The organism is Pseudomonas sp. Irchel s3h17 (genome assembly GCF_900187505.1).
Lineage (GTDB): Bacteria > Pseudomonadota > Gammaproteobacteria > Pseudomonadales > Pseudomonadaceae > Aquipseudomonas.
Map to the genome: position 1 here is coordinate 51177 of NZ_FYDL01000011.1, position 20036 is coordinate 71212.

Consider the following 20036-nt stretch of genomic DNA (forward strand, 5'->3'; position numbering starts at 1 on the left):
CAGGTGAATTTCGTGAGCCAGCCTACGCCAGCCGTGCGTACCTTCCAAGACTTGATCCTCGCCCTCCAGCAATACTGGGCCGAGCAAGGTTGTGTGGTACTTCAGCCCTACGATATGGAAGTAGGCGCCGGCACTTTCCATACTGCCACGTTCCTGCGCGCCATCGGCCCGGAAACCTGGAACGCCGCTTATGTGCAGCCCAGTCGTCGCCCGACTGACGGCCGCTACGGCGAAAACCCGAACCGTCTGCAGCACTACTACCAATTCCAGGTAGTCCTGAAGCCGAACCCGGACAACTTCCAGGAACTGTACCTGGGCTCCCTCAAGCACGTGGGCCTGGACCCGCTGGTGCATGACATTCGTTTCGTCGAAGACAACTGGGAATCGCCGACCCTCGGCGCCTGGGGTCTGGGCTGGGAAGTCTGGCTCAACGGCATGGAAGTGACCCAGTTCACCTATTTCCAGCAAGCGGGCGGCATCGAGTGCTACCCGGTGACCGGCGAGATCACCTACGGCCTGGAACGCCTGGCCATGTACCTGCAAGGCGTGGACTCGGTCTACGACCTGGTCTGGGCTGACGGCCCGATGGGCAAGGTGACCTACGGCGACGTGTTCCACCAGAACGAAGTGGAGCAGTCGACCTACAACTTCGAGCACGCCAACGTCGAGAAGCTGTTCGAACTGTTCGACTTCTACGAAAGCGAAGCCAAGCGCCTGATCGAACTCGACCAGCCACTGCCGCTGCCAAGCTACGAAATGGTGTTGAAGGCCTCGCACACCTTCAACCTGCTGGATGCGCGCCGGGCGATCTCGGTGACCGCGCGTCAGCAATACATCCTGCGTGTGCGCACCCTGGCGCGTTCCGTTGCGCAAGCCTACCTGCTGGCGCGCGCCAAGCTGGGCTTCCCGATGGCGACCTCGGACCTGCGTGATGAAGTACTGGCCAAGCTGGAGGCTGCACAATGAGTGCGCAAGATTTCCTGGTTGAACTGGGCACCGAAGAGCTGCCACCCAAGGCCCTGAACACCCTGGCCGAGGCCTTCCTGGCCGGTATCGACAAGGGCCTGCAAGCCGCTGGCCTGAATTACGAGAGCAAAACCGTATACGCCGCGCCGCGTCGCCTGGCCGTGCTGATCACCGCGCTGGCCACCCAGCAACCGGATCGCAGCATCAACCTCGACGGCCCGCCACGCCAGGCGGCCTTCGATGCCGAAGGCAACCCGACTCAAGCCGCCCTGGGCTTCGCCAAGAAATGTGGCGTGGACCTGAGCGAAATCGACCAGAGCGGGCCCAAGCTGCGTTACAGCCAAAGCATCGCCGGCAAGCCGACCGCCAGCCTGTTGCCGACCATCGTCGAAGACTCGCTGAACGACCTGCCGATTCCCAAGCGCATGCGCTGGGGCGCTCGCAAGGAAGAGTTCGTGCGTCCGACCCAATGGCTGGTGATGCTGCTCGGCGACCAGGTGGTCGACTGCACCATCCTCGCTCAGAAGGCCGGTCGCGACTCCCGTGGTCACCGCTTCCATCACCCGGACAGCGTGCGCATCACCTCGCCAGCCAACTACCTCGATGACCTGCGCGCGGCCTATGTACTGGCCGATGCCAACGAGCGTCGCGAGCTGATCAGCAAGCGTACCGCCGAGCTTGCCACGCTGCAGGAAGGCACCGCGATCATGCCGCCGGCCTTGCTCGACGAAGTGACCGCCCTGGTTGAATGGCCGGTGCCGCTGGTCTGCTCGTTCGAAGAACGCTTCCTCGATGTACCGCAAGAAGCGCTGATCACCACCATGCAGGACAACCAGAAGTACTTCTGCCTGCTGGATGTCGACGGCAAGTTGCTGCCACGTTTCATTACCGTGGCCAACATCGAGAGCAAAGACCCGCAGCAGATCATCGACGGTAACGAGAAAGTGGTTCGCCCACGCCTGACCGACGCCGAATTCTTCTTCAAGCAAGACAAGAAGCAGAAACTCGAAGACTTCAACCTGCGCCTGCAGAACGTGGTGTTCCAGGAAAAACTCGGCAGCGTCTACGACAAGGCCGAGCGCGTTTCCAAACTCGCCGCCTTCATTGCCCCGCACATTGGCGGCAACGCACAGTGGGCGGCCCGTGCTGGCCTGTTGTCCAAGTGCGACCTGGCGACCGAGATGGTCGGTGAGTTCCCGGAGATGCAAGGTGTTGCCGGTTACTACTACGCCCTCAACGATGGCGAGCCGGAAGATGTCGCGCTGGCGCTGAACGAGCAGTACATGCCGCGCGGTGCCGGTGCTGAACTGCCCGTCACCCTGACCGGGGCGGCGGTGGCTATCGCCGACAAACTCGACACCCTGGTCGGTATCTTCGGTATCGGCATGCTGCCTACCGGCAGCAAGGACCCCTATGCCTTGCGCCGCGCCGCGCTGGGCGTGCTGCGGATCCTGATCGACAAGAAACTCGACCTGGACCTGACCGATGCCGTGGCTTTCGCCGTCGCAGCGTTCGGCACCAAGGTCAAGGGCGCCGGCCTGGCCGATTCAGTCCTGGAGTTCATCTTCGACCGTCTGCGTGCCCGCTATGAAGACGAAGGCGTGGATGTGGCCACCTACCTGTCGGTACGTGCCCTGAAGCCGGGTTCGGCTCTGGACTTCGACCAGCGCGTACAAGCGGTGCAAGCGTTCCGCCAGTTGCCGGAAGCGGCTGCACTGGCTGCCGTGAACAAGCGTGTGTCGAACCTGCTGAGCAAGCTCGAAGGCAGCGTGCCGACCACTGTCGAAGCCAAGTATTTCGACAATGCCAACGAGTTCTCCCTGTACTCGGCGATCCAGCAAGCGGATCAAGCGGTGCAGCCGATGGCCGCGGCCCGTCAGTACAGCGAGTCTCTGGCACGCCTGGCCGCCTTGCGCGAGCCGGTGGATGCGTTCTTCGAAGCCGTGATGGTCAACGCTGAAGACGCCAAGGTGCGTGCCAACCGTTATGCGTTGCTGGCACGTCTGCGTGGCCTGTTCCTGGGCGTTGCCGACATTTCGTTGCTGGGGTAAGACGGCTTGAAACTGCTGATTCTCGATCGGGACGGGGTGATCAACTACGACTCCGACGCTTACATCAAGTCGGTGGAGGAGTGGGTTCCTCTGCCTGGCTCGATCGAAGCCATCGCGCGGTTGAGCAAGGCCGGCTGGACGGTAGCGGTCGCTACCAACCAGTCGGGCATTGCTCGAGGCTACTACGATGTCGCCACCCTCGACGCCATGCACGCGCGCCTGCGCCAGCTCGTGGCCGAGCAGGGTGGTGAACTCGGCCTGATCGTCTATTGCCCCCACGGGCCTGACGAAGGCTGTGAATGTCGCAAGCCCAAACCCGGCATGCTTAAAACCATTGCCGCACATTACGACGTGGCGCTGACGGGCCTGTGGTTCGTCGGCGACAGTCTCGGTGACCTGAAGGCGGCAGAAGCCGTCGACTGTCAGCCAGTTTTGGTAAAAACCGGGAAAGGCGAGAAGACTCAGGGCTTGACCCTGCCGGCAGGCACTTTGATTTTTGACGATCTGGCGGCGATTGCCGCAGAACTTATCAACAACTAGGGCGATTCTGACATCCTGATCAAGGACTGTTCGGGAGCGCGCTTTTTAGAAGGCGGGCATTGCCCCGCAACGGTAAACGCGACCATGTCGATCTTGCAGGCAATCAGAACCTTTCTTTTTTACCTGCTGCTGGGCACCAGCTCGTTGCTGTGGTGCAGCCTGAGCTTTTTTATCGCGCCGTTCCTGCCGTTCAAGGCGCGTTATCGCTTCATCAACGTCTATTGGTGCCGTTGCGCACTGTGGCTGAGCAAGGTGTTCCTGGGCATCCGCTTTGAAGTCAAAGGCGCTGAAAACGTCCCTGAACAGCCCTGTGTGATTCTGTCGAACCACCAGAGCACCTGGGAAACGTTCTTCCTCTCGGCCTATTTCGAGCCCCTGAGCCAGGTGCTCAAGCGCGAATTGCTGTATGTGCCGTTCTTTGGTTGGGCGATGGCCATGCTGCGACCGATCGCCATCGATCGCGACAACCCGAAAGCCGCACTCAAGCACGTGGCGAAGAAGGGCGACGAGCTGCTCAAGGACAACGTCTGGGTGTTGATCTTCCCGGAAGGCACTCGCGTTCCGTTCGGTACGGTGGGCAAGTTCTCTCGCGGCGGGACGGCATTGGCAGTCAATGCCCAGTTGCCAGTACTGCCAATCGCCCACAACGCCGGCAAGTTCTGGCCAAAGACCGGCTGGGCGAAAACCCCCGGCACGATCACGGTGGTCATCGGTGCGCCGATGTACGCCGAGGGTAGCGGGCCACGGGCGGTTGCCGAGCTCAACGACCGCGCCGCGGCCTGGAATGAGCAGACCCAACGCGACATGGGTTCGCTGCCGCCTCTGTCCGCCGTAACGGACAAGGAAGCGATTTGAGATTCTGTGGATAACCTGTGCACCGTTTTATCGAAAAAAGACGTAATTGATATCTAAATCCATGATTTACATACATATTTCTTAAGCTAATAAAACGCCGTAAAACGTGCATAAGTTTTCGCAGTCATAAAAAAGCCGGCACTGGATGCCGGTTTTTTTATGCCCTTCTTATTCATCCAGCAACGGCAGTTGGACACTGAAGGTCGTGCCTTGCCCGACCTGGCTTTCGCAAAGGATCCGTCCGCCATGACGATCCACCACGGCTTTGACCATCGACAACCCCAGGCCCAATCCGTCACTGCCCTGCGCTGAGGCAAAACGTCGGTACTGGCTGAACAATTCCGGCAACTCCGCCGCCGATAGACCTTTGCCCTGATCGCTGATGTCGCAGGTCAACCAGCCCTGCGCACAACTCACCCGCACCGTGACCCTAGAGCCAGACGGGCTGTACTTGATGGCGTTTTCCAGCAGGTTGAACAGCGCCCGGGTCAGCAATGACTGATCCGCCAGCACCATGCCTTCGGCATCGTCATCCAGGTCATGCTGCAACTCGATCTGCTTGAGCTGCGCGATGCTCATCGCTTGATCGAAGGCATCGAGCACCAGCATCGCGAACATGCTCGGCTCGAACTGGTAGGCCTCTGACTCGGCCTTGGCCAGCTGTACAAACGCCTCGGTCAGGCCCAGGGCCTTGCGTACCTGCAACTCGATCTGGGCGAACAACTGCGTGTCTCCCGCCCCCTGGCAATGCTGGACGTCGAGCAGCGCCAGAATCGCCGAATGCGGTGCGCGCAGGTCGTGGGAGAGAAAACGCATCAGCACTGCGCGTTGTTCCTCGGCCTCACGTTCGACGCTCAAATCCGTGAAACTGAGCAACCAGCCAATCGCCGCTCCACCTTCGGCCGGAAACAGCGATGCCACGTCCAGGCGCAGGCTTCGGCCATGGATATCGCGGAACTCATTGCTTTCAAGGGCCGATAGCGCGGGACGTGCCTCTTCAAGCAGGCCTGGATAACCCAGGGTCGCGAGCTGCGACAGCAAGTCTTCGCCGACCAGGTCACCGGCAAACAGACTCCGGGCATTTCGATTGGCCAGCAGAATGCGCCCATCCGGTCCACTGATCAGGGTGGCCACGGGCAAGTACTCAAGACCGTCCGAGATAAAACGCCGGGTGTCGCGGGTCCGGCTCATCGCCTGCTCCAGCGCAACGATCTGCCCCTGCAGCACATCACCGGCCGGAGAGGCCGTGCGACGACGTTCGGGGAACACTTTGGGCTCGCTGTCGAGTCGTGCCAGTTCCCAGCCGAAGTAGGCGAGCACGGCGCTCAGCCGGCGCCAGTTCCAGATCAGGTACCCCAGCAACATCCCCAGCACGCTCGCGGCCGGTGACCACCACCAGCCCGCCCTGAGCATGAGTGCCGAGATGAGCAGGGCCGTGGCCATGCCACCCAGGGTCAGCCACAAGGCTCGTCGTGGGCGGAACAACAGCAAGGCCAGCAACAGGGCGACCATGGCCGTCGACAGCGCAACCCTCCAGCCATTGCCCAACACCACAATGCTGCGTTGCTGGAGCAGACCGTTCAGCAGGTTGGCCTGAATCTCGATGCCCGCCGTCGTGCCGGCGCTCGCTGATTGCGGTGTGACGTAGCGGTCGCCTAACCCCGGCGCGGTGGAGCCGATCAGGATCAGGCGATCGCGCAGCAATTGCGCCGGTACTTCACCGCGCAGCACGCTGACGTACGGAACGCTGGGAAACCCTGCATTCATGCTGATAAAGGGAATTCGAATGCGCTGGCTTCGCTGCCAACCTTGCACTGTCGACACCGCGGACGAGCCGGGCAGGGTATCCGGGCCATCGGTGGTCGTCTCGTAGAGCAACCACGCCAATTGCGCTCTCGGGGCGCGCTCAGGGCCCTCACGCAGGTACACACTGCGCACGATGCCATCCGCGTCTGCCTCGGCATTGATATGCCCGACACCCTTGGCGCAGTGGCTCAACGGTGCCACAGGTTCGATCTCACCCAACGGCTGCCCATAGCGGGCAACCCCTTCACGCAACAACGGGATAAACACATTGCCAGCCTGGCAGATCGCCTGGGCCAGGCGAAGATCATGCTCGGGGGTTTTGGCCGGCTCACTGAAGATGACGTCAAACAGAACGCCCCGGGGCCCGGCGGCCGACAACCGATCAAGCAGGTCGGCGTGCATTGTCCGCGGCCAGGGCCATTGCCCTAACTGCTGCAAGCTGTAGTCGTCGATGGTGACGATGAGAATTCGCGGGTCGACTGGCAGTGGACTCAGGCGCCGCAGGTTGTCATACAGCAGGTTGCTCAGCGTCAGTCCATGGCTCAAGGACAATACAGCCGTCAACGGCAACAGGATCAGGCTGACCCATAGCCATTCACGGACCAACCGGCGAAACAGTCGCTGCGCCTGAGTGGGCTCGCGACCTTCCTTCCTTGGCCAGCGCCTCATCGGCAAAGCGCCGGACGCTTATTGAACTCGCGTGGTCCGAGGGTAATAGAAGATGTCATATACCCCGGTTTCTCCTTCAAGCCCCTGCGCGTCAAATGCAGAGAGCCGAACATGGTAGTAGAACGCCTTCAACCCGATGAAGTTTATCTCAGGCGTACTGGAAAACTGTTCCTGCTTGATGTTCATGAACGAGGTGTCCGTGGCGACTTGCGCCCGATAGCGCGTGGCGCCTTCCACCGGTTGCATGATCAGTTGCCAGGCCGGTGCCGGCCCGGTCTGTCCCGCCTGTCCGAGCAATCGTGGCGGAGGCAGCAGGTCGGTTGGTATCAACGTGCCTTCCTTCTGGATCCGTAATCCCTGGCGGGCCATCACCTGCACATCAGCATCCGTATCAGCCTGGGGCGATGGTTTTCCCGGTGTTTTTTTCAGCGGCGCGTCACCCTCATCACGGTCAACGGCAACCTGGCCATTGAGCACTTCAATCAATGAGTGCCCATTGTCTTCATTGCGTACCCGGAAGTGAGTGCCACGAACCCCGAGCACGCCCACCGGCGTCACGATCTGGAAACGATCATAGTCGCTGGCGCGCTTGATGACATAGGACTCGACCTGGCCTTGATCAAGGATCACCTGTGCCACCTTGAGCTCTTCGTTAAGGCTCAAGGTCACCTGGGAACTGGATGGCAGGACGATGCGCGACCCATCGCCCAGCGACAGGCTGACAAAGGCCGAAGGGGAGGTCTTCACACTTTCGTGTTCATCCACCGTCATCCCTTCTTCCAGGGCAACCTGCTTGCCTTTGCGGTCAAGCTTCCAGGCTTCGCCCGTCAGGTGTTCGATCGTGGCAGGCAGGGGTTGTCCGCGACACTGCTGATTATCATCAATGTACGGCAGGCGCTTGGCGGTGAAAAAAGCGGCAGATGCACTCTGGGTCAACGAACCCGACAAGCTCGCGACCAGCAACAACAGGGTGCCGAAATGGCGGCAGTGCAAAGAAGTGATTGAGTTCATAGGATTCGCTTTTCACGCTTTTTTTGAAGACCTGGCGGACCCACTGATTCGTCGGCCTTGCGCACCATACCTGACAGGGCTCTGCAACAGATAGCCCGTGCCTATACATAACGCCATCATCGATATAAAAAAGCTGTCGCGATTTTCCTTGAACGCGCCCCCCTCGAAAGGGGAAAGCGACACGTCCCTGTGTCGGATCGAATCCGAATCGACCCGGTTAACATGTGAGAAGGCACTCCATTTTTTCCCCTGAACTGCAGACCGCAAGCGAACCGGCGATCGGCGGTCCCGCCAGGCTGGCGATGACACTCCCTGTGTCGGGGCACATCCCAATGCCCCTGTGCCTCTCAACACTTGAGAAGTTACCAAGACCCACACGCGGTGAGGTAATTCTCAATATTTCTTCAGAATTGCCCGCCCAGCGTTTCAGAACACCCAGCGCGACTGCTCCTCCTGCGTGTGCAGAGGTGCCGAATAGGCTTCATCCCCGGACGTACTCACCGGCGCGAATCCCCGTGAATCGCTGAAGCCTGCATGCGCCACAATGGGGCTGTAGTAACGCGGCGACACGGGCTTATCCGATGCGGCATGACTTGAGTTCACCGCGGGCGAAGCGGCTCCCAGGCAGGCAACGAGTACCAACGATATGCAACCTTTCATCGCGATGCCTCGGTTCACCGTCGCCATCACAGCACGAGGATTCAACCTGTTCCCCATCGTTCGTTCCTTACACTTTCGAGCGGATACCTGCCGATTACCGGCTAATTGATATCAGCCTACCCAGCCCTGAAGCATCTGCAGAAAATCGCCATAATTGTTCAGATTCGAACAATCAGCCTAAACTCGGAACTGTAGGACTATTTACCCACAGCACTCTACGAGATGAAGGAAGCACTCCGCATGCGTGTCGCAATACTGGATGATGAACCCGCCGAGCTACGCCGGGTGGAACAGACACTGCGACAGATGCCGGAAGCCGGGGAAGATGCCTGGGGCTTGCATAGTTTCGAGCGAGGAGAGGACCTGCTGCGTCAGCTTCGCCGTGAAACCTTCGACTTGCTGATACTCGACTGGCAACTGCCCGACATCAGTGGGCTGGCGCTGTTGCGCTGGACCCGTGAGCACATGGAGGTGCCTCCGGCCGCCATCATGCTCACCAGCCGGGACGCTGAAAGCGACATCGTTCAGGCGCTCAACGCCGGAGCGGACGATTACGTCAGCAAGCCATTTCGCCCCAACGAACTCAAAGCCCGCGTTAACGCCGTGCTGCGTCGCCATGGTTTACAGCGCGGCACGGCCAGCGAAGTATTGAGCTTCAATGACCTGGTGTTCGATGACGCAGAGCTGACCGTCACCCGTGCCGGCAACCCCATCAGCTTCACCGAACGCGAGTACCGCCTGGCGCGCTGCCTGTTTGCCAACCTCGGCCGACCGCTGTCGCGGGAGTACCTCTATGAGCGTTTCTGGTCTCATGAAGAGATGGTGTCTTCCAGGCCCCTGGATACCCACATCTATCGCCTGCGCAACAAGCTCGGCCTGACCGCTGATCGTGGCTGGCAGCTGCTGACTATCTATGGCTACGGCTACCGCCTGGAAAGCGTCACGGCGGTGAGCGAGTAACGTGTTTTACGGTTAGATACGATCGAAAAAAAAGGCCAACGCTGAGCGTTGGCCTTTTTTGTTACTGCAGATCGAACCGGATGTAGGGTCTCAGAATAAATGATTTTGCGCCCCAGCAAACATTGCCGAAAAATCATCTTTTTTGTGAGTCAGCCGGTTAGGATTCACAAAATAAATGAGAAAAGCCTACTCGCCTCACACAATAGTTGGTTCCACGTGGAACATGGGCACGCAGGCGGAGTGTCGCATTGCAATTTTTTGAACCAATTAAATGTCGTTTCGCTCGCCTCCCCGCTGGAAGAGCTGAGTGGCTCAGGCCATGCCGAACCCATAGCCCCGTCCTGGCGCTCATCCGAGTAATCTTCTGCTGTACATCTTTTCCCACACTGATGGTGATGGCATATTGACACCTTCACACTGAAAAAATTGAAAAGGAAGTCAGGCGGAAAAGCTTATTGCTCTGCCGATTAAAGGCGAATCGTTCCTAATGCTGAGGGACGGTAAAGCCGTGCTTATTGATGGCGGTTACCCGCATCAGCAAAGTCGATCACTCACTCGAACGTCGGTTTATCGGCATGCTCTCGTGAGCGCTGCCAGTCTAAAACGCCGAGGTTACTTTTCGATATAATTGTCTCGCCAAGTATCGGAAGTAATAGACCGTGGCTGCGGGTATGGCATGGCCTTCACGACCTTACCAACGTCCAAAAAGCTCAAGCCGTATGCCACGGACAATCTGTCGAAATCAAGGCGGCTGAGGCCTGGGGCATCAAGATTAAAGGGCTTGTCGCAAGTCCCCTCAGCAGCTGACCGATGGTCGTGTCTCGTCACTATCACGTCATAAATCGTCCCTAGGCTGAATCGCATGGGCCAGGATTTTCCTGGCCTAGAGGAGGTCTGTTTGCCCTCTCCACACGCGCGGACAACTTCAGAAAACTCCTCCGACGGTCTTGTGCCGGCTGCGGAATACGTTCGTATGTCCACAGATCATCAACGCTACTCCACCGAAAACCAGTCGGCGGCCATCCATGCATACGCCATGAGCCATGGCATGGAAATCGTTACCACCTATCGTGATGAAGGGAAAAGCGGCCTGGATATCGGCGGTCGCGATGCATTGCGCACACTGCTTGATGATGTACAGGCCGGGAAGACTCAATTCCAAGCCATTCTGGTCTATGACGTCAGTCGTTGGGGACGTTTTCAGAACACCGATGAGAGTGCTCACTACGAATACCTTTGCACCAGCTCCGGCATCAGGGTGGTGTATTGCGCGGAGCCCTTCGAAAACGACGGTTCGCCACTGGCAACTATATATAAAGGCATCAAGCGATCCATGGCCGGCGAGTACAGCCGTGAATTGTCCCAAAAAGTTTTCGCAGGCCAATGCCGTCTCGTCGAGAAGGGTTTTCACCAGGGAGGGCCAGCTGGCTATGGACTGCGTCGTGCATTGATCGACGAGAGAAGCGAGTTCAAGGCAGAGCTCTCGCGGGGCCAACAGAAGAGCATCCAGACTGACAGAGTCATCTTGATTCCCGGCCCGAAAGCCGAGATTGAGGTCATTCAACGCATCTACTACCAATTCGTCCATGAACAGATGAGCGAACGTGAGATTGCCAATGCACTGAACGCTGAAGGTGTGGTCACCGATTTTGATCGCCCTTGGAGCCGAGGCAGCGTGCATCAGGTGCTGACTAACGAGAAATACATCGGTAACAACGTCTATAACAAGACATCCTCGAAATTACGAAAACGCATCATTCGTAACGCACCAGACAAGTGGATTCGCTGTGATGGGGCGTTTCAGGGCATTGTCTCACTGGGCGTATTTGCTGATGTACGCGAAATCATCTTACAGCGCTCGCAGCGCTTGGACGACGCACAGCTACTAGAGATGCTTCGCACCCTATTAAAGCGCGCAGGCACGCTGTCTGGGATGCTCATCGACGAGCAGGACAACATGCCCTCCAGCACCACCTATGTAAGCCGCTTCGGCGGGCTTTTACATGCCTATACCCTCATCGGTTACACGCCAGACCGAGACTATCGATACCTTGAGATCAATCGGTCACTTAGACAATTGCATCCCCAGGTTCTTGAAGACGTCGTGAAGCACTTCGAGCGCGTCGGAGCGGGAGTCGAACTCAACAATCAAAATGACCTACTGACCATTAACGATGAATGGACGGCATCCGTGGTCATAGCCCGTTGCCAGGCTACACCCGCTGGAACTCTTCGCTGGAAACTTAGATTCGACAACAGCCTAACGCCCGACATCACTATCGCTGTGCGCATGGAGGAAGCGAATCTTCAAGTGCGGGACTATTACCTCGTTCCCAACATAGACATGGGGACATGGCCACAAAAAATGGCCGAAGAAAACAGCTCCTTGATAGACAGCTACCGTTTCGCAACACTGGACGTACTTGATGGGCTGGCCGCGCGTTGCTCCCTAAAGGAGGCTTTTCAATGACCGTACCATCTGCAGCACGTGATCGCATCGCGCTCATTCCCATAGCGCAAATCCACATCCTGAACCCTCGCTCGAGAAACAAGAAAATTCACCGTGAGCTTATCGAGAATATCAAGACGGTAGGCCTCAAACGTCCAATTACCGTAAGTCGAAGAACCGCGCCGCAAGGACAGTTCAGTTACGACCTCGTTTGCGGACAAGGTCGTCTCGAAGCGTTCCTCTCGTTGGAAGCCACAGAGATTCCGGCGTTTGTCATTGATGCGGTGGAGGAAGATTGTCTGGTCATGAGCCTGGTAGAGAACGTAGCTCGAAGACAGCACCGCCCTATAGACCTGATGAACGAGGTTGGGCGCCTGAAGGAGCGTGGTAATACAGACGCGGAAATCGCACAAATAATTGGCACCACGTCGTCATGGGTGAACATGATTACGGGGCTGCTGGAGCGTGGCGAAGAAAAGCTCCTATCTGCAGTTGAAACGGGCTTGATTCCTCTGAGCATGGCAACGGATATCGCCCGCAGTTCGGAGAGTGAAATACAAAACGTACTCACGGACGCTTACGAGCGGGGAATAAGAGGGAAGAAAATTACCAAACTGCGACATCTTCTAGAGTTGCGGGCCAAGAAGGACAAGCTTGTCCGTGGAAACCCGTTAGGAGGTGGCCAAAACAAGAAGAAACGAATGACGCCTGCAGACTTGAGGCGTCTGTTCGAACGAGAGGCCGAGCGACAACGTCTGATGGTAAAGAAAGCAGCTTTTACTCATGATCGAGTTGTATTCGCCACTCAGGCCATCAAAGAACTGTTATCCGCCAGTGATTTCGAAAAGCTGCTCTGTGCCGAACAACTGGACTCATTACCAAAGCTCATACAAGCCCGACTAAGACAAGTAAGGGGGTAATGATGTCAGACCAAGCATTCGACCCGACCAACCATCAGCTAACTCATGTGCCGAAAAATGCTTTTTTGAATGAGTGCGTTAGAGTGAAAGTAGTCAATATTTTCCCCCTTAAAACCTCAAGGCCAGCTGTAAAAGAAAGCCATAAATATCAACAAATTCTCGCTTCGATCCAGGATGTCGGGTTGGTAGAGCCCCCTGTCGTAACGCCGGCGCCGGGCGGTAATGGTCATTATTTTTTGCTGGATGGACATCTGCGCATTGAAGCGCTAAAAGATTTGGCGGAGCTGGAAGTCGATTGCCTGGTGGCACCTGACGACGACACATACTCGTACAACAAGCGTACCAATAGACTCTCTGCCGTTCAGAGTAACAAAATGATTGTTCGCGCTATGGAGCGGGGTGTTTCGGCAGAGCGTCTTGGCAAAGCTCTTGGATTATCGCCACTGACGATCAAGCAAAAATTTCGTCTGCTTAATGGTATCTGTGAGGAGGCCATCGCACTTCTGAGCGATACAAATTGTCCATCTAATGTGTTCAACCTTCTACGGCAGATGAAACCACTGAGGCAAATCGAAGCTGCTGAATTAATGGTTGGAAACAAAAATCTATCGGTAATGTTCGCCAAAGCACTTTTGGCTGCCACACCGCCTGACCAACTGGCAATTCAAAGAAAAATACAGCCAGAGCAACAAGTCTCCGCAGAATCAATCGCGCGCTTGGAGCGTGAACTTGCCGCCTTGCAGATGCAGATCAAAACAGTGGAGGACGATTATGGGCCTGATGTACTGCATCTCACTGTCATCAAAGGTTATCTAACCAAGCTTCTTGCCAATGCTGCCATTGTTCGATGGTTGGCCAGACACCAACCGGAATACCTTAAAGAGTTCCAATCCATCGCGGAGCTGACTGAACTGCCTTGGGGAACCGACAGATCGGAAGCTGTTCCCCTTGAGCCTGCCACCGAGCCTACAATGGATGACACGCACCGGACACTAAGCACCTGATGAGGAGTAGGAAGCTTGAAGGGGGCATCCATCAATAAACCTCCACCTCACCCAGAAAGCTTCATAGCTCCCAACGCATTGAAACCGGCTGCCATTCACCACTCCGCTCAGAACAGCTCCATCGAGTTCAAAGTGTCAGCCAATCGATAGCCCATGGCTCGGTATCCACTCTGGCGCTTGTCCCACATCCTCAACAGTGCAGGATGTCCGCCATCGATGAAATCGATTATGCGCACATCGGCTTTACTTGCATGCTCCCGATGCAAACGCCCGGCATACTGCTGAAGTGTTCCCCTCCAAGAAATAGGCATTGCCAGCACCAAGGTATCCAATGGCGGATGGTCAAAGCCTTCTCCCACCAGCTTGCCTGTGGCCAAAAGCACCCGAGGGACATCCGGGGGTAGGGCTGCCAACTCCTCCATCATAGCCAAGCGCTGCTTTTTCGACATCCGTCCATGCAAGGTAAACAGGTTGTGGACACGCCCCGTCAGTGCGGCCTCAATGGCACTCAAATGATCGGTTCGCTCCGTCAGCACTAGAACCTTACGTCCTTGGTTAAAAGCTCCCTCCACTTCGGACGTGACGCGTTTGGTGCGATCAATATTGTCAGCAAGATGTCGGAATACCTCCTGAATACCCGCGCCCTCGGGCACATTGATCTGGCCCGGCAACAGTCGAGTTTCCACCATCAAATCACTCGGGGCACTTGTTGGCCTGCTTGCCGTATGTCGAATCGGCCCACACTGCATAAATATGATGGGGTGCTGTCCATCACGGCGTACCGGTGTAGCTGTCAGGCCAAGCACGTATTTTGCCCGAACACTTTTAAGGATCGCTTCAAACGAAAATGCCGACAGGTGATGGCATTCATCAACAATGACCTGCCCATAATTTTTCACCTGATCGCTAACCTCTCCTTGCCGTGACAACGACTGCATCACTGCTATATCGATGACCCCAGTCGGCTTGGCCTTACCACCGCCGATAGTGCCGACGAGACCTTTGCCGAGGCCAAGAAACATCTGCAAACGCTCCTGCCACTGTCGAAGCAGGTCAGTTCGATGTACGAGCACCAGCGTGTTAACGCCCCGGCGTGCAATTAGCGCGGCAGCAGCCACGGTTTTGCCAAAAGCGGTTGGGGCGCACAGGATGCCTGCATCATGTTGCAGTATCGCCGCTATAGCAGCCTCCTGATCCTCCCGCAATGAACCGGCGAAGTTAAGGTTGATCGGCTCTCCGCCAAAACGCTCATCCTGAACAATCGGGGCAATACCGTTATCGTTCAGAAGCTCTAACGCGGCATCCAGGCAACCGCGAGGCAGTGCGATGTGCTTGGGAAAATTCTCTGCACAGCCGATGATACGGGGCTTGTTCCAGACCGACAGACGCATCGCCTGCGCTTTATAAAATTCTGGATTCTGAAACGCAGCCAGCCTGATCAACCGATTAGCCAGTGCCTGGGGTAGCTCGGACTTTTCGAAGTAAATCAGGTTTGCCAACGTAACGTTCAAAGTTGCCGGCATTGGGCAGGATAGCTTTTGTTCGCGGGGGGTCTTCCACGGCTCCTGCTGGTCTTCCTCCGCGACAAATGTTACGTCCAGAGGGTGGGCATGACCGGTCGCACACACGATGGCCGGATCGATATCCTCCACAGGCATAGGCTTGATACTGGCCAGGAATGCCCATTGATCGGCATACGGTTTTAGTTCGCCGTCCACAAAGACACTGCACCCATGCTCGCGTGCTTTTTTCTGCAGAGGCAGTGCAATCAGGTTGCCAAAACCACCTTTAGGCATCCTGTCCTGGTTCGGGAAAAGTCGGTCATACGAACTCAGCTTTAGTTGTCGAGTCCGAGCGCAGGTATGGCTAATAATCGCCGTGCCCAGCCGCCTAGCGTCTTGGGCAGTGACAGCTTTTGCGAAGAAAATCCATGCATAAGCACCATTGCCCGAGCGAGAGATTTCCAAAGCCACGGGCACATCCAGCTCGTGACAGGATTGGGCGAAGCCCAGCAAGTCTTCACGCCAGTCGGCCTCGTCAAAATCCACGGCAAGGAAATGACAGGTGTCATCGGTTAGCAGAGGGTAAACGCCTGCGACTATTTCACCCGCCAAATGCCGATAAAGCACCTGGTCATCAAGAGGTACCAATTGGCGGAAGCTGCAGTCACCACACTTTATTTTCGGCTTCTGACAAACACCTGGGCGCCATTCATTGGCACAGGCCGGTGAGTATCCTGCCTTGCCGGCTTTGCTCTCCCAGCGTTGTGGGTACACATCAGTTCGTCCTCGAAACAAGCGCTGAAACAGCTTGAGCTTGGCCTCGGTTCCCAGATGCTGAGCGGGCAACTCGATTACTGAAATGGGCACGACGGACACAGCGACTGGCAGACGCCATTCGATAGCATTGGCTTCCAGCAAAGCAATCAATCGGGCATTTTCTGCCTGTAACTGTGCCAGTGCATCAGATTCAGTCATAGGGTCTCTATTCAATCCCGTGTCTCGTCCTTCCACGATGTTCTACGTTGGTCTGAGAAGCCAATTGCGCCATGGTCTACAGCGGCCAACGGTGATGTTCATGACTAGCAACGATATGAGTGATGGGCCTTTAAGCCAAACGTGGCGGCGCTCGTAAACAATGGCTGACGGTGCTGAGTGAAATGCGAGGGCACCCGACGGAGAACGACCTCTACCAGCCATATTGGTTGGGTATTTTAATATCCAGATCCAGCAGCCCGTCCGACTTATGGATAAGGGGATCAAGCCAATCCGCTTTGGCCTTAGCCCACTCTAAATAGGCGAGCTGCACTTGCGTTGGGGCTCCGGCACCGTAGGTTACTGTTTCTAACTCGACAAGATACTCCCGAAGCGCATTGGCCCGTCGCCAATTGTGGGCGTCATCCTCAAGCCGCTGTAGTTTTTCTCGCTCGGCATCCTGCTCCGCCTTTTTGGCTAAGGCTTCATCACGTTGTTGCCGACGCCCCACTTCAGCAATGGCCCGCTCTTCCCGCCCGATCAAAAGCTCGACGGCGCGCCGAACCATCATGATGATCAGCTTGTTGAGCTGCTGCTCAACAGGCGTATGGGTGGAGTCCATAATTTTCCCGCCATACCCTTCATCTCCCAGAACATGAAGCTGGCCTGTGGGAACGTACTGCGACGACGATATCGAACTCCAATTGATGCGTTCATTTCGCGCCAAGGTACGCGGAGGTGGACTGCTCTCAGAGCGCTTTGTCGGCTCGAAAAAGCGCAGACCAATCTGTATCCCGAATATTTCGACGTTGCATCGATCACCAATGAGCACTGTATACCCCCGGGTCTCGAAAGCTTTGATTAAGGCGTCAGCAATACGAAGCACCCGAGGCTGCATGGCCGCCGAAACCTTCATATCAAGTGCCCGCTGACGACCGGGGAAGGGCATGCCACGCTGATCCAAGACGGGATGAAGCAACGCCTCACGCGTCTGCACGACGTGGGCATGGGGATTTGTGAGCCGCTCTGCCACGCGAATCCGGTGGCTCGGCTGTTGCTCATATTCGATGACCGCTTGCAGCCGGGGATCAACCGACTCGATGACGGGCACTTTGGAGTGTGGCACCGGCACCGGCGCGTGATGCCATAGGTAGCGCGGAGGCCCGGTGTAATCCCGGAGTTGGGGTTGAGGCGGCACGCGCTTACCGGCTTTACGTTTGGCCCAATACCCTCGCATGGGCGTCGGTATCTGCAGTCTTGCGCACAACTTTTTGAGTCCGACGTCAGACAGCCCATACTTGGGCGCGACCACTGACACTGGGTCAGTCCAGACCTGCTCCAGAAGCACACCACGATCATATTGCTCCATGATCGGCTCCTCAATGCTCAGCAGCTAGCAAAGAACACGTTGATTTCCACAGTTTTACCGTCGTGCCAATACCACCGGTTCACCCTTCAACGGAAACCCGCGAGCCATAGAAGGGCGCACCTGAGTTACATCGCCCGGGCCGACCAGTAAGGTCTTCCAAAATTTTGCAATCGGCGCCAGTGGATGCCCGCCATGGGGCCCCACCCATCGGGTTTAACCTTTTGCCGGTTAGCCCTTACCGAATAGCTTGAGAAAGGTGGTGTGTTTCGCCTGGCGCCACGTCTCCGTCACGTCGCCGTTGAGCTCCAGCGCTTCGAAGATGCTTTTGACCTGCTCATTGGTGATTAACTTTGCCGTGAGCATTTTCTTGAGCAGCTCGTGGCCATGCCAGACAGCAATGTCGAAGTCTTGAGCGAGCTTGTGCATGCCCAGGTCATCCGTGACCACAATGGCGTTTCGGATTTGGCCAAACGCAAGGACTCTGCAGTCTGTCGAGGAAGGAGGAGAGCGGCCAGCCGTGGTGTAGGCTGTCGGATTCATTAATACCCAACCACGCAGCACGCTTTGAGCAGCTTCTAACTGGCCTTTCTCGTCAGCGCTCAGGCGAATCTGCTTCGCAACCCGCTCAGCGGCAAGATCCTCACCGTCGAACCAAGGAAACTTGAATTTCAGTGCACCACTGCGATGCACTTCCTCCTCTACATCTTTCAGAATGGTCAGGACATAGTTTTTCTGCCCAAACCCAACCCCCAGCATTGGGCGTACACGCTTCGCAAGCCGCAGATACGCGTTGGTATCCAGCAATACGAGCGTGGACGCCGCGCTCAACGCGCGAGCTCGCCGTATAGCGCGGAAGCATCACTGAGTGATACATCCATGATTTGCTGAACATACGACGGGCCCGTCCCGTGCTCGCGAATCATGCGTTTCAGCGCCATGAAGAACTCCGACTGAAACACATTCGACGCTGCGGCAATGTATTGCGCCGGTTTGGGTGGAGTCGGATCAAACAGGATCGTACTGACCAACTGCGGCGTGGAGCTGTTGCGCACCGCGTGAATTGTCCTTTCCGGTACCCGCAAGGATGGCAGATTGTTTTCCGCTGCATATCCCTGTGCCTGCTGGAACACTGTGTTCAGTGAAATCTGGTGATGCCTGGCATGCTGCTGAAGGACACTCACCTCCCCAGCTGCGCTAGGCGCTTGCGCCGCCTCGGCATACGCTAGCTGCACACAAGCCTCAGGAAACAGCAGGGCACCGGCAAAGGCATCCGCAAAATCCTCCCCCTCGTCACTACCCGCAAGCTCAGGGGTGTAGACATGCGCTAACTCGTGGGCCATCCAAAACTTGAAGTCTTCCAGCTTGGTATCCAGGTTGACGAAGACAAAGGTGACATCTGACGCCGGCAATAGAATGTGCAACGCATTCTTGTGTTGCTGCTTTTGCCCCCAGAGGACAGGCACGAGCACCGCTCCACACGCCTTGAATTCGGCGATCAGCGCCTCATACCCCAGCACACTGCGCTCACCCAAACCCAATTTATTGCGTACCTGGAACGCATCGCTCTGCAAGCGTGCATAGCTGGTGGAGGGCGACGAAATCTGGGTACGTAAGGTTGGCAGCTCCGGCAAAAAGTCGACGAGGGGCTTGAGCAAACCGCCGATGCCCATCGCTTTGAGAATGTGTTCATCGGTGGTTTTGGTGCCCGCCTTCTTGCGGAACGCCACCACGGGCTGATCCGGAGGGGGCGCGACCAACTGTGAAAATGAAAGCTGCAGTGTTGTGGCCAACTTCAGCAGTTTGTCTGGACGAGGAAAATCCTTGCCTTTGAGCCAGTTGGTAACGGACTGCGCCGAGACCCCCAACTGATCGGCCAGGTCTTTTTGTGTCCAGCCACGCTGAACGAGGGCCGCACGAAGCGACTCGATGTGTAGGGTATTTTGCATAATAGCCAATGTAGTGCCTCGGCTGGTCAAAATCAAGTTTGATCAAGTTTTACTTGCGCAGCATTGTCGAAACCATCATGTGCTTGAGGCGCCGCCGCGTCGCTCACCGTCCTGCGCCCGGCCACAGGGAGGCGAAACCTGCGGCACCTGGTGCAGGTAATGGACGTTATGGTCAGACTCCTAGTCTGGCTATGAGCCGGACGACACATAGAGAAATGCCAATCCGATAACTAGCAACCGCTGGCTCGGCGCACAAGAATTTAACGTCCTAATGGCTGTTTGCCTTTACCCACAAGGTCGGTCTGGATAATGTGATAGGCGACACAGGCTAAACACCTATAGGGCTGTGCTCTCTC

Annotated in this window: 14 protein-coding genes; 8 read left to right on the forward strand and 6 right to left on the reverse strand. The window is 56.8% G+C overall.

Annotated features, from left to right (window positions below; translation table 11 throughout):
• Positions 1-12 precede the first annotated feature (12 nt).
• The 4 genes from glyQ (at position 13) to CKW25_RS17410 (ending at position 4412) form a co-directional block, all read left to right on the forward strand.
• Complete coding sequence (gene glyQ, locus CKW25_RS17395) at positions 13-966, forward strand: glycine--tRNA ligase subunit alpha (protein WP_095081300.1); 954 nt, start codon at positions 13-15, stop codon at positions 964-966.
• A complete protein-coding gene (glyS, locus tag CKW25_RS17400) occupies positions 963-3017 on the forward strand; it encodes a glycine--tRNA ligase subunit beta (protein WP_095080995.1) in 2055 nt (684 codons plus the stop codon). Before glyQ ends, glyS begins: the two co-directional genes overlap by 4 nt.
• Positions 3018-3023: 6 nt before the next feature.
• Positions 3024-3557, forward strand: coding sequence for a D-glycero-beta-D-manno-heptose 1,7-bisphosphate 7-phosphatase (gmhB, locus tag CKW25_RS17405; protein ID WP_095080999.1), 534 nt, complete (start codon positions 3024-3026; stop codon positions 3555-3557).
• An 84-nt stretch (positions 3558-3641) separates the two neighbouring features.
• A complete protein-coding gene (locus CKW25_RS17410) occupies positions 3642-4412 on the forward strand; it encodes a 1-acyl-sn-glycerol-3-phosphate acyltransferase (RefSeq protein ID WP_095081003.1) in 771 nt (256 codons plus the stop codon).
• 168 nt (positions 4413-4580) lie between these two features.
• Here the strand turns inward: CKW25_RS17410 and CKW25_RS17415 are convergent, their stop codons facing one another.
• The gene (locus CKW25_RS17415) at positions 4581-6887 is read right to left on the reverse strand and encodes a CHASE2 domain-containing protein (RefSeq protein ID WP_095081004.1); all 2307 of its coding nucleotides are present in this window, start codon (positions 6885-6887) and stop codon (positions 4581-4583) included.
• Between the two features lie 18 nt (positions 6888-6905).
• Entirely contained in the window at positions 6906-7898 is a 993-nt protein-coding gene (locus CKW25_RS17420; protein WP_095081005.1) for a FecR domain-containing protein, read from the reverse strand.
• A gap of 900 nt (positions 7899-8798) precedes the next feature.
• Here CKW25_RS17420 and CKW25_RS17430 point away from each other — a divergent pair.
• The 4 genes from CKW25_RS17430 to CKW25_RS17450 all read left to right on the forward strand — a co-directional run bounded on the left by CKW25_RS17430 (position 8799) and on the right by CKW25_RS17450 (position 13891).
• Positions 8799-9518: a response regulator transcription factor gene (locus tag CKW25_RS17430; protein ID WP_095081007.1), complete on the forward strand. Its 720-nt coding sequence runs from the start codon at positions 8799-8801 to the stop codon at positions 9516-9518.
• 862 nt (positions 9519-10380) lie between these two features.
• A complete protein-coding gene (locus tag CKW25_RS17440) occupies positions 10381-11988 on the forward strand; it encodes a recombinase family protein (protein ID WP_095081010.1) in 1608 nt (535 codons plus the stop codon).
• On the forward strand, positions 11985-12887 hold the full coding sequence (locus CKW25_RS17445; RefSeq protein ID WP_095081015.1) for a plasmid partitioning protein RepB C-terminal domain-containing protein: 903 nt from the start codon (positions 11985-11987) through the stop codon (positions 12885-12887). The genes CKW25_RS17440 and CKW25_RS17445 overlap by 4 nt, the downstream gene beginning before the upstream one ends.
• A 2-nt stretch (positions 12888-12889) precedes the next feature.
• On the forward strand, positions 12890-13891 hold the full coding sequence (locus tag CKW25_RS17450) for a plasmid partitioning protein RepB C-terminal domain-containing protein (protein ID WP_095081020.1): 1002 nt from the start codon (positions 12890-12892) through the stop codon (positions 13889-13891).
• Positions 13892-13998: 107 nt separating this feature from the next.
• Here the strand turns inward: CKW25_RS17450 and CKW25_RS17455 are convergent, their stop codons facing one another.
• The 4 genes from CKW25_RS17455 to CKW25_RS17470 form a co-directional block, all read right to left on the reverse strand.
• On the reverse strand, positions 13999-16368 hold the full coding sequence (locus CKW25_RS17455) for a DEAD/DEAH box helicase family protein (RefSeq protein ID WP_095081026.1): 2370 nt from the start codon (positions 16366-16368) through the stop codon (positions 13999-14001).
• Between the two features lie 211 nt (positions 16369-16579).
• On the reverse strand, positions 16580-17734 hold the full coding sequence (locus tag CKW25_RS17460; RefSeq protein WP_173919075.1) for a hypothetical protein: 1155 nt from the start codon (positions 17732-17734) through the stop codon (positions 16580-16582).
• A gap of 228 nt (positions 17735-17962) precedes the next feature.
• Positions 17963-18562: a hypothetical protein gene (locus CKW25_RS17465; protein WP_095081030.1), complete on the reverse strand. Its 600-nt coding sequence runs from the start codon at positions 18560-18562 to the stop codon at positions 17963-17965.
• Positions 18559-19680 (reverse strand): XRE family transcriptional regulator, encoded by a 1122-nt coding sequence (locus CKW25_RS17470; RefSeq protein ID WP_095081036.1) that lies wholly within the window; start codon positions 19678-19680, stop codon positions 18559-18561. The genes CKW25_RS17465 and CKW25_RS17470 overlap by 4 nt, the downstream gene beginning before the upstream one ends.
• Positions 19681-20036 lie beyond the last annotated feature (356 nt).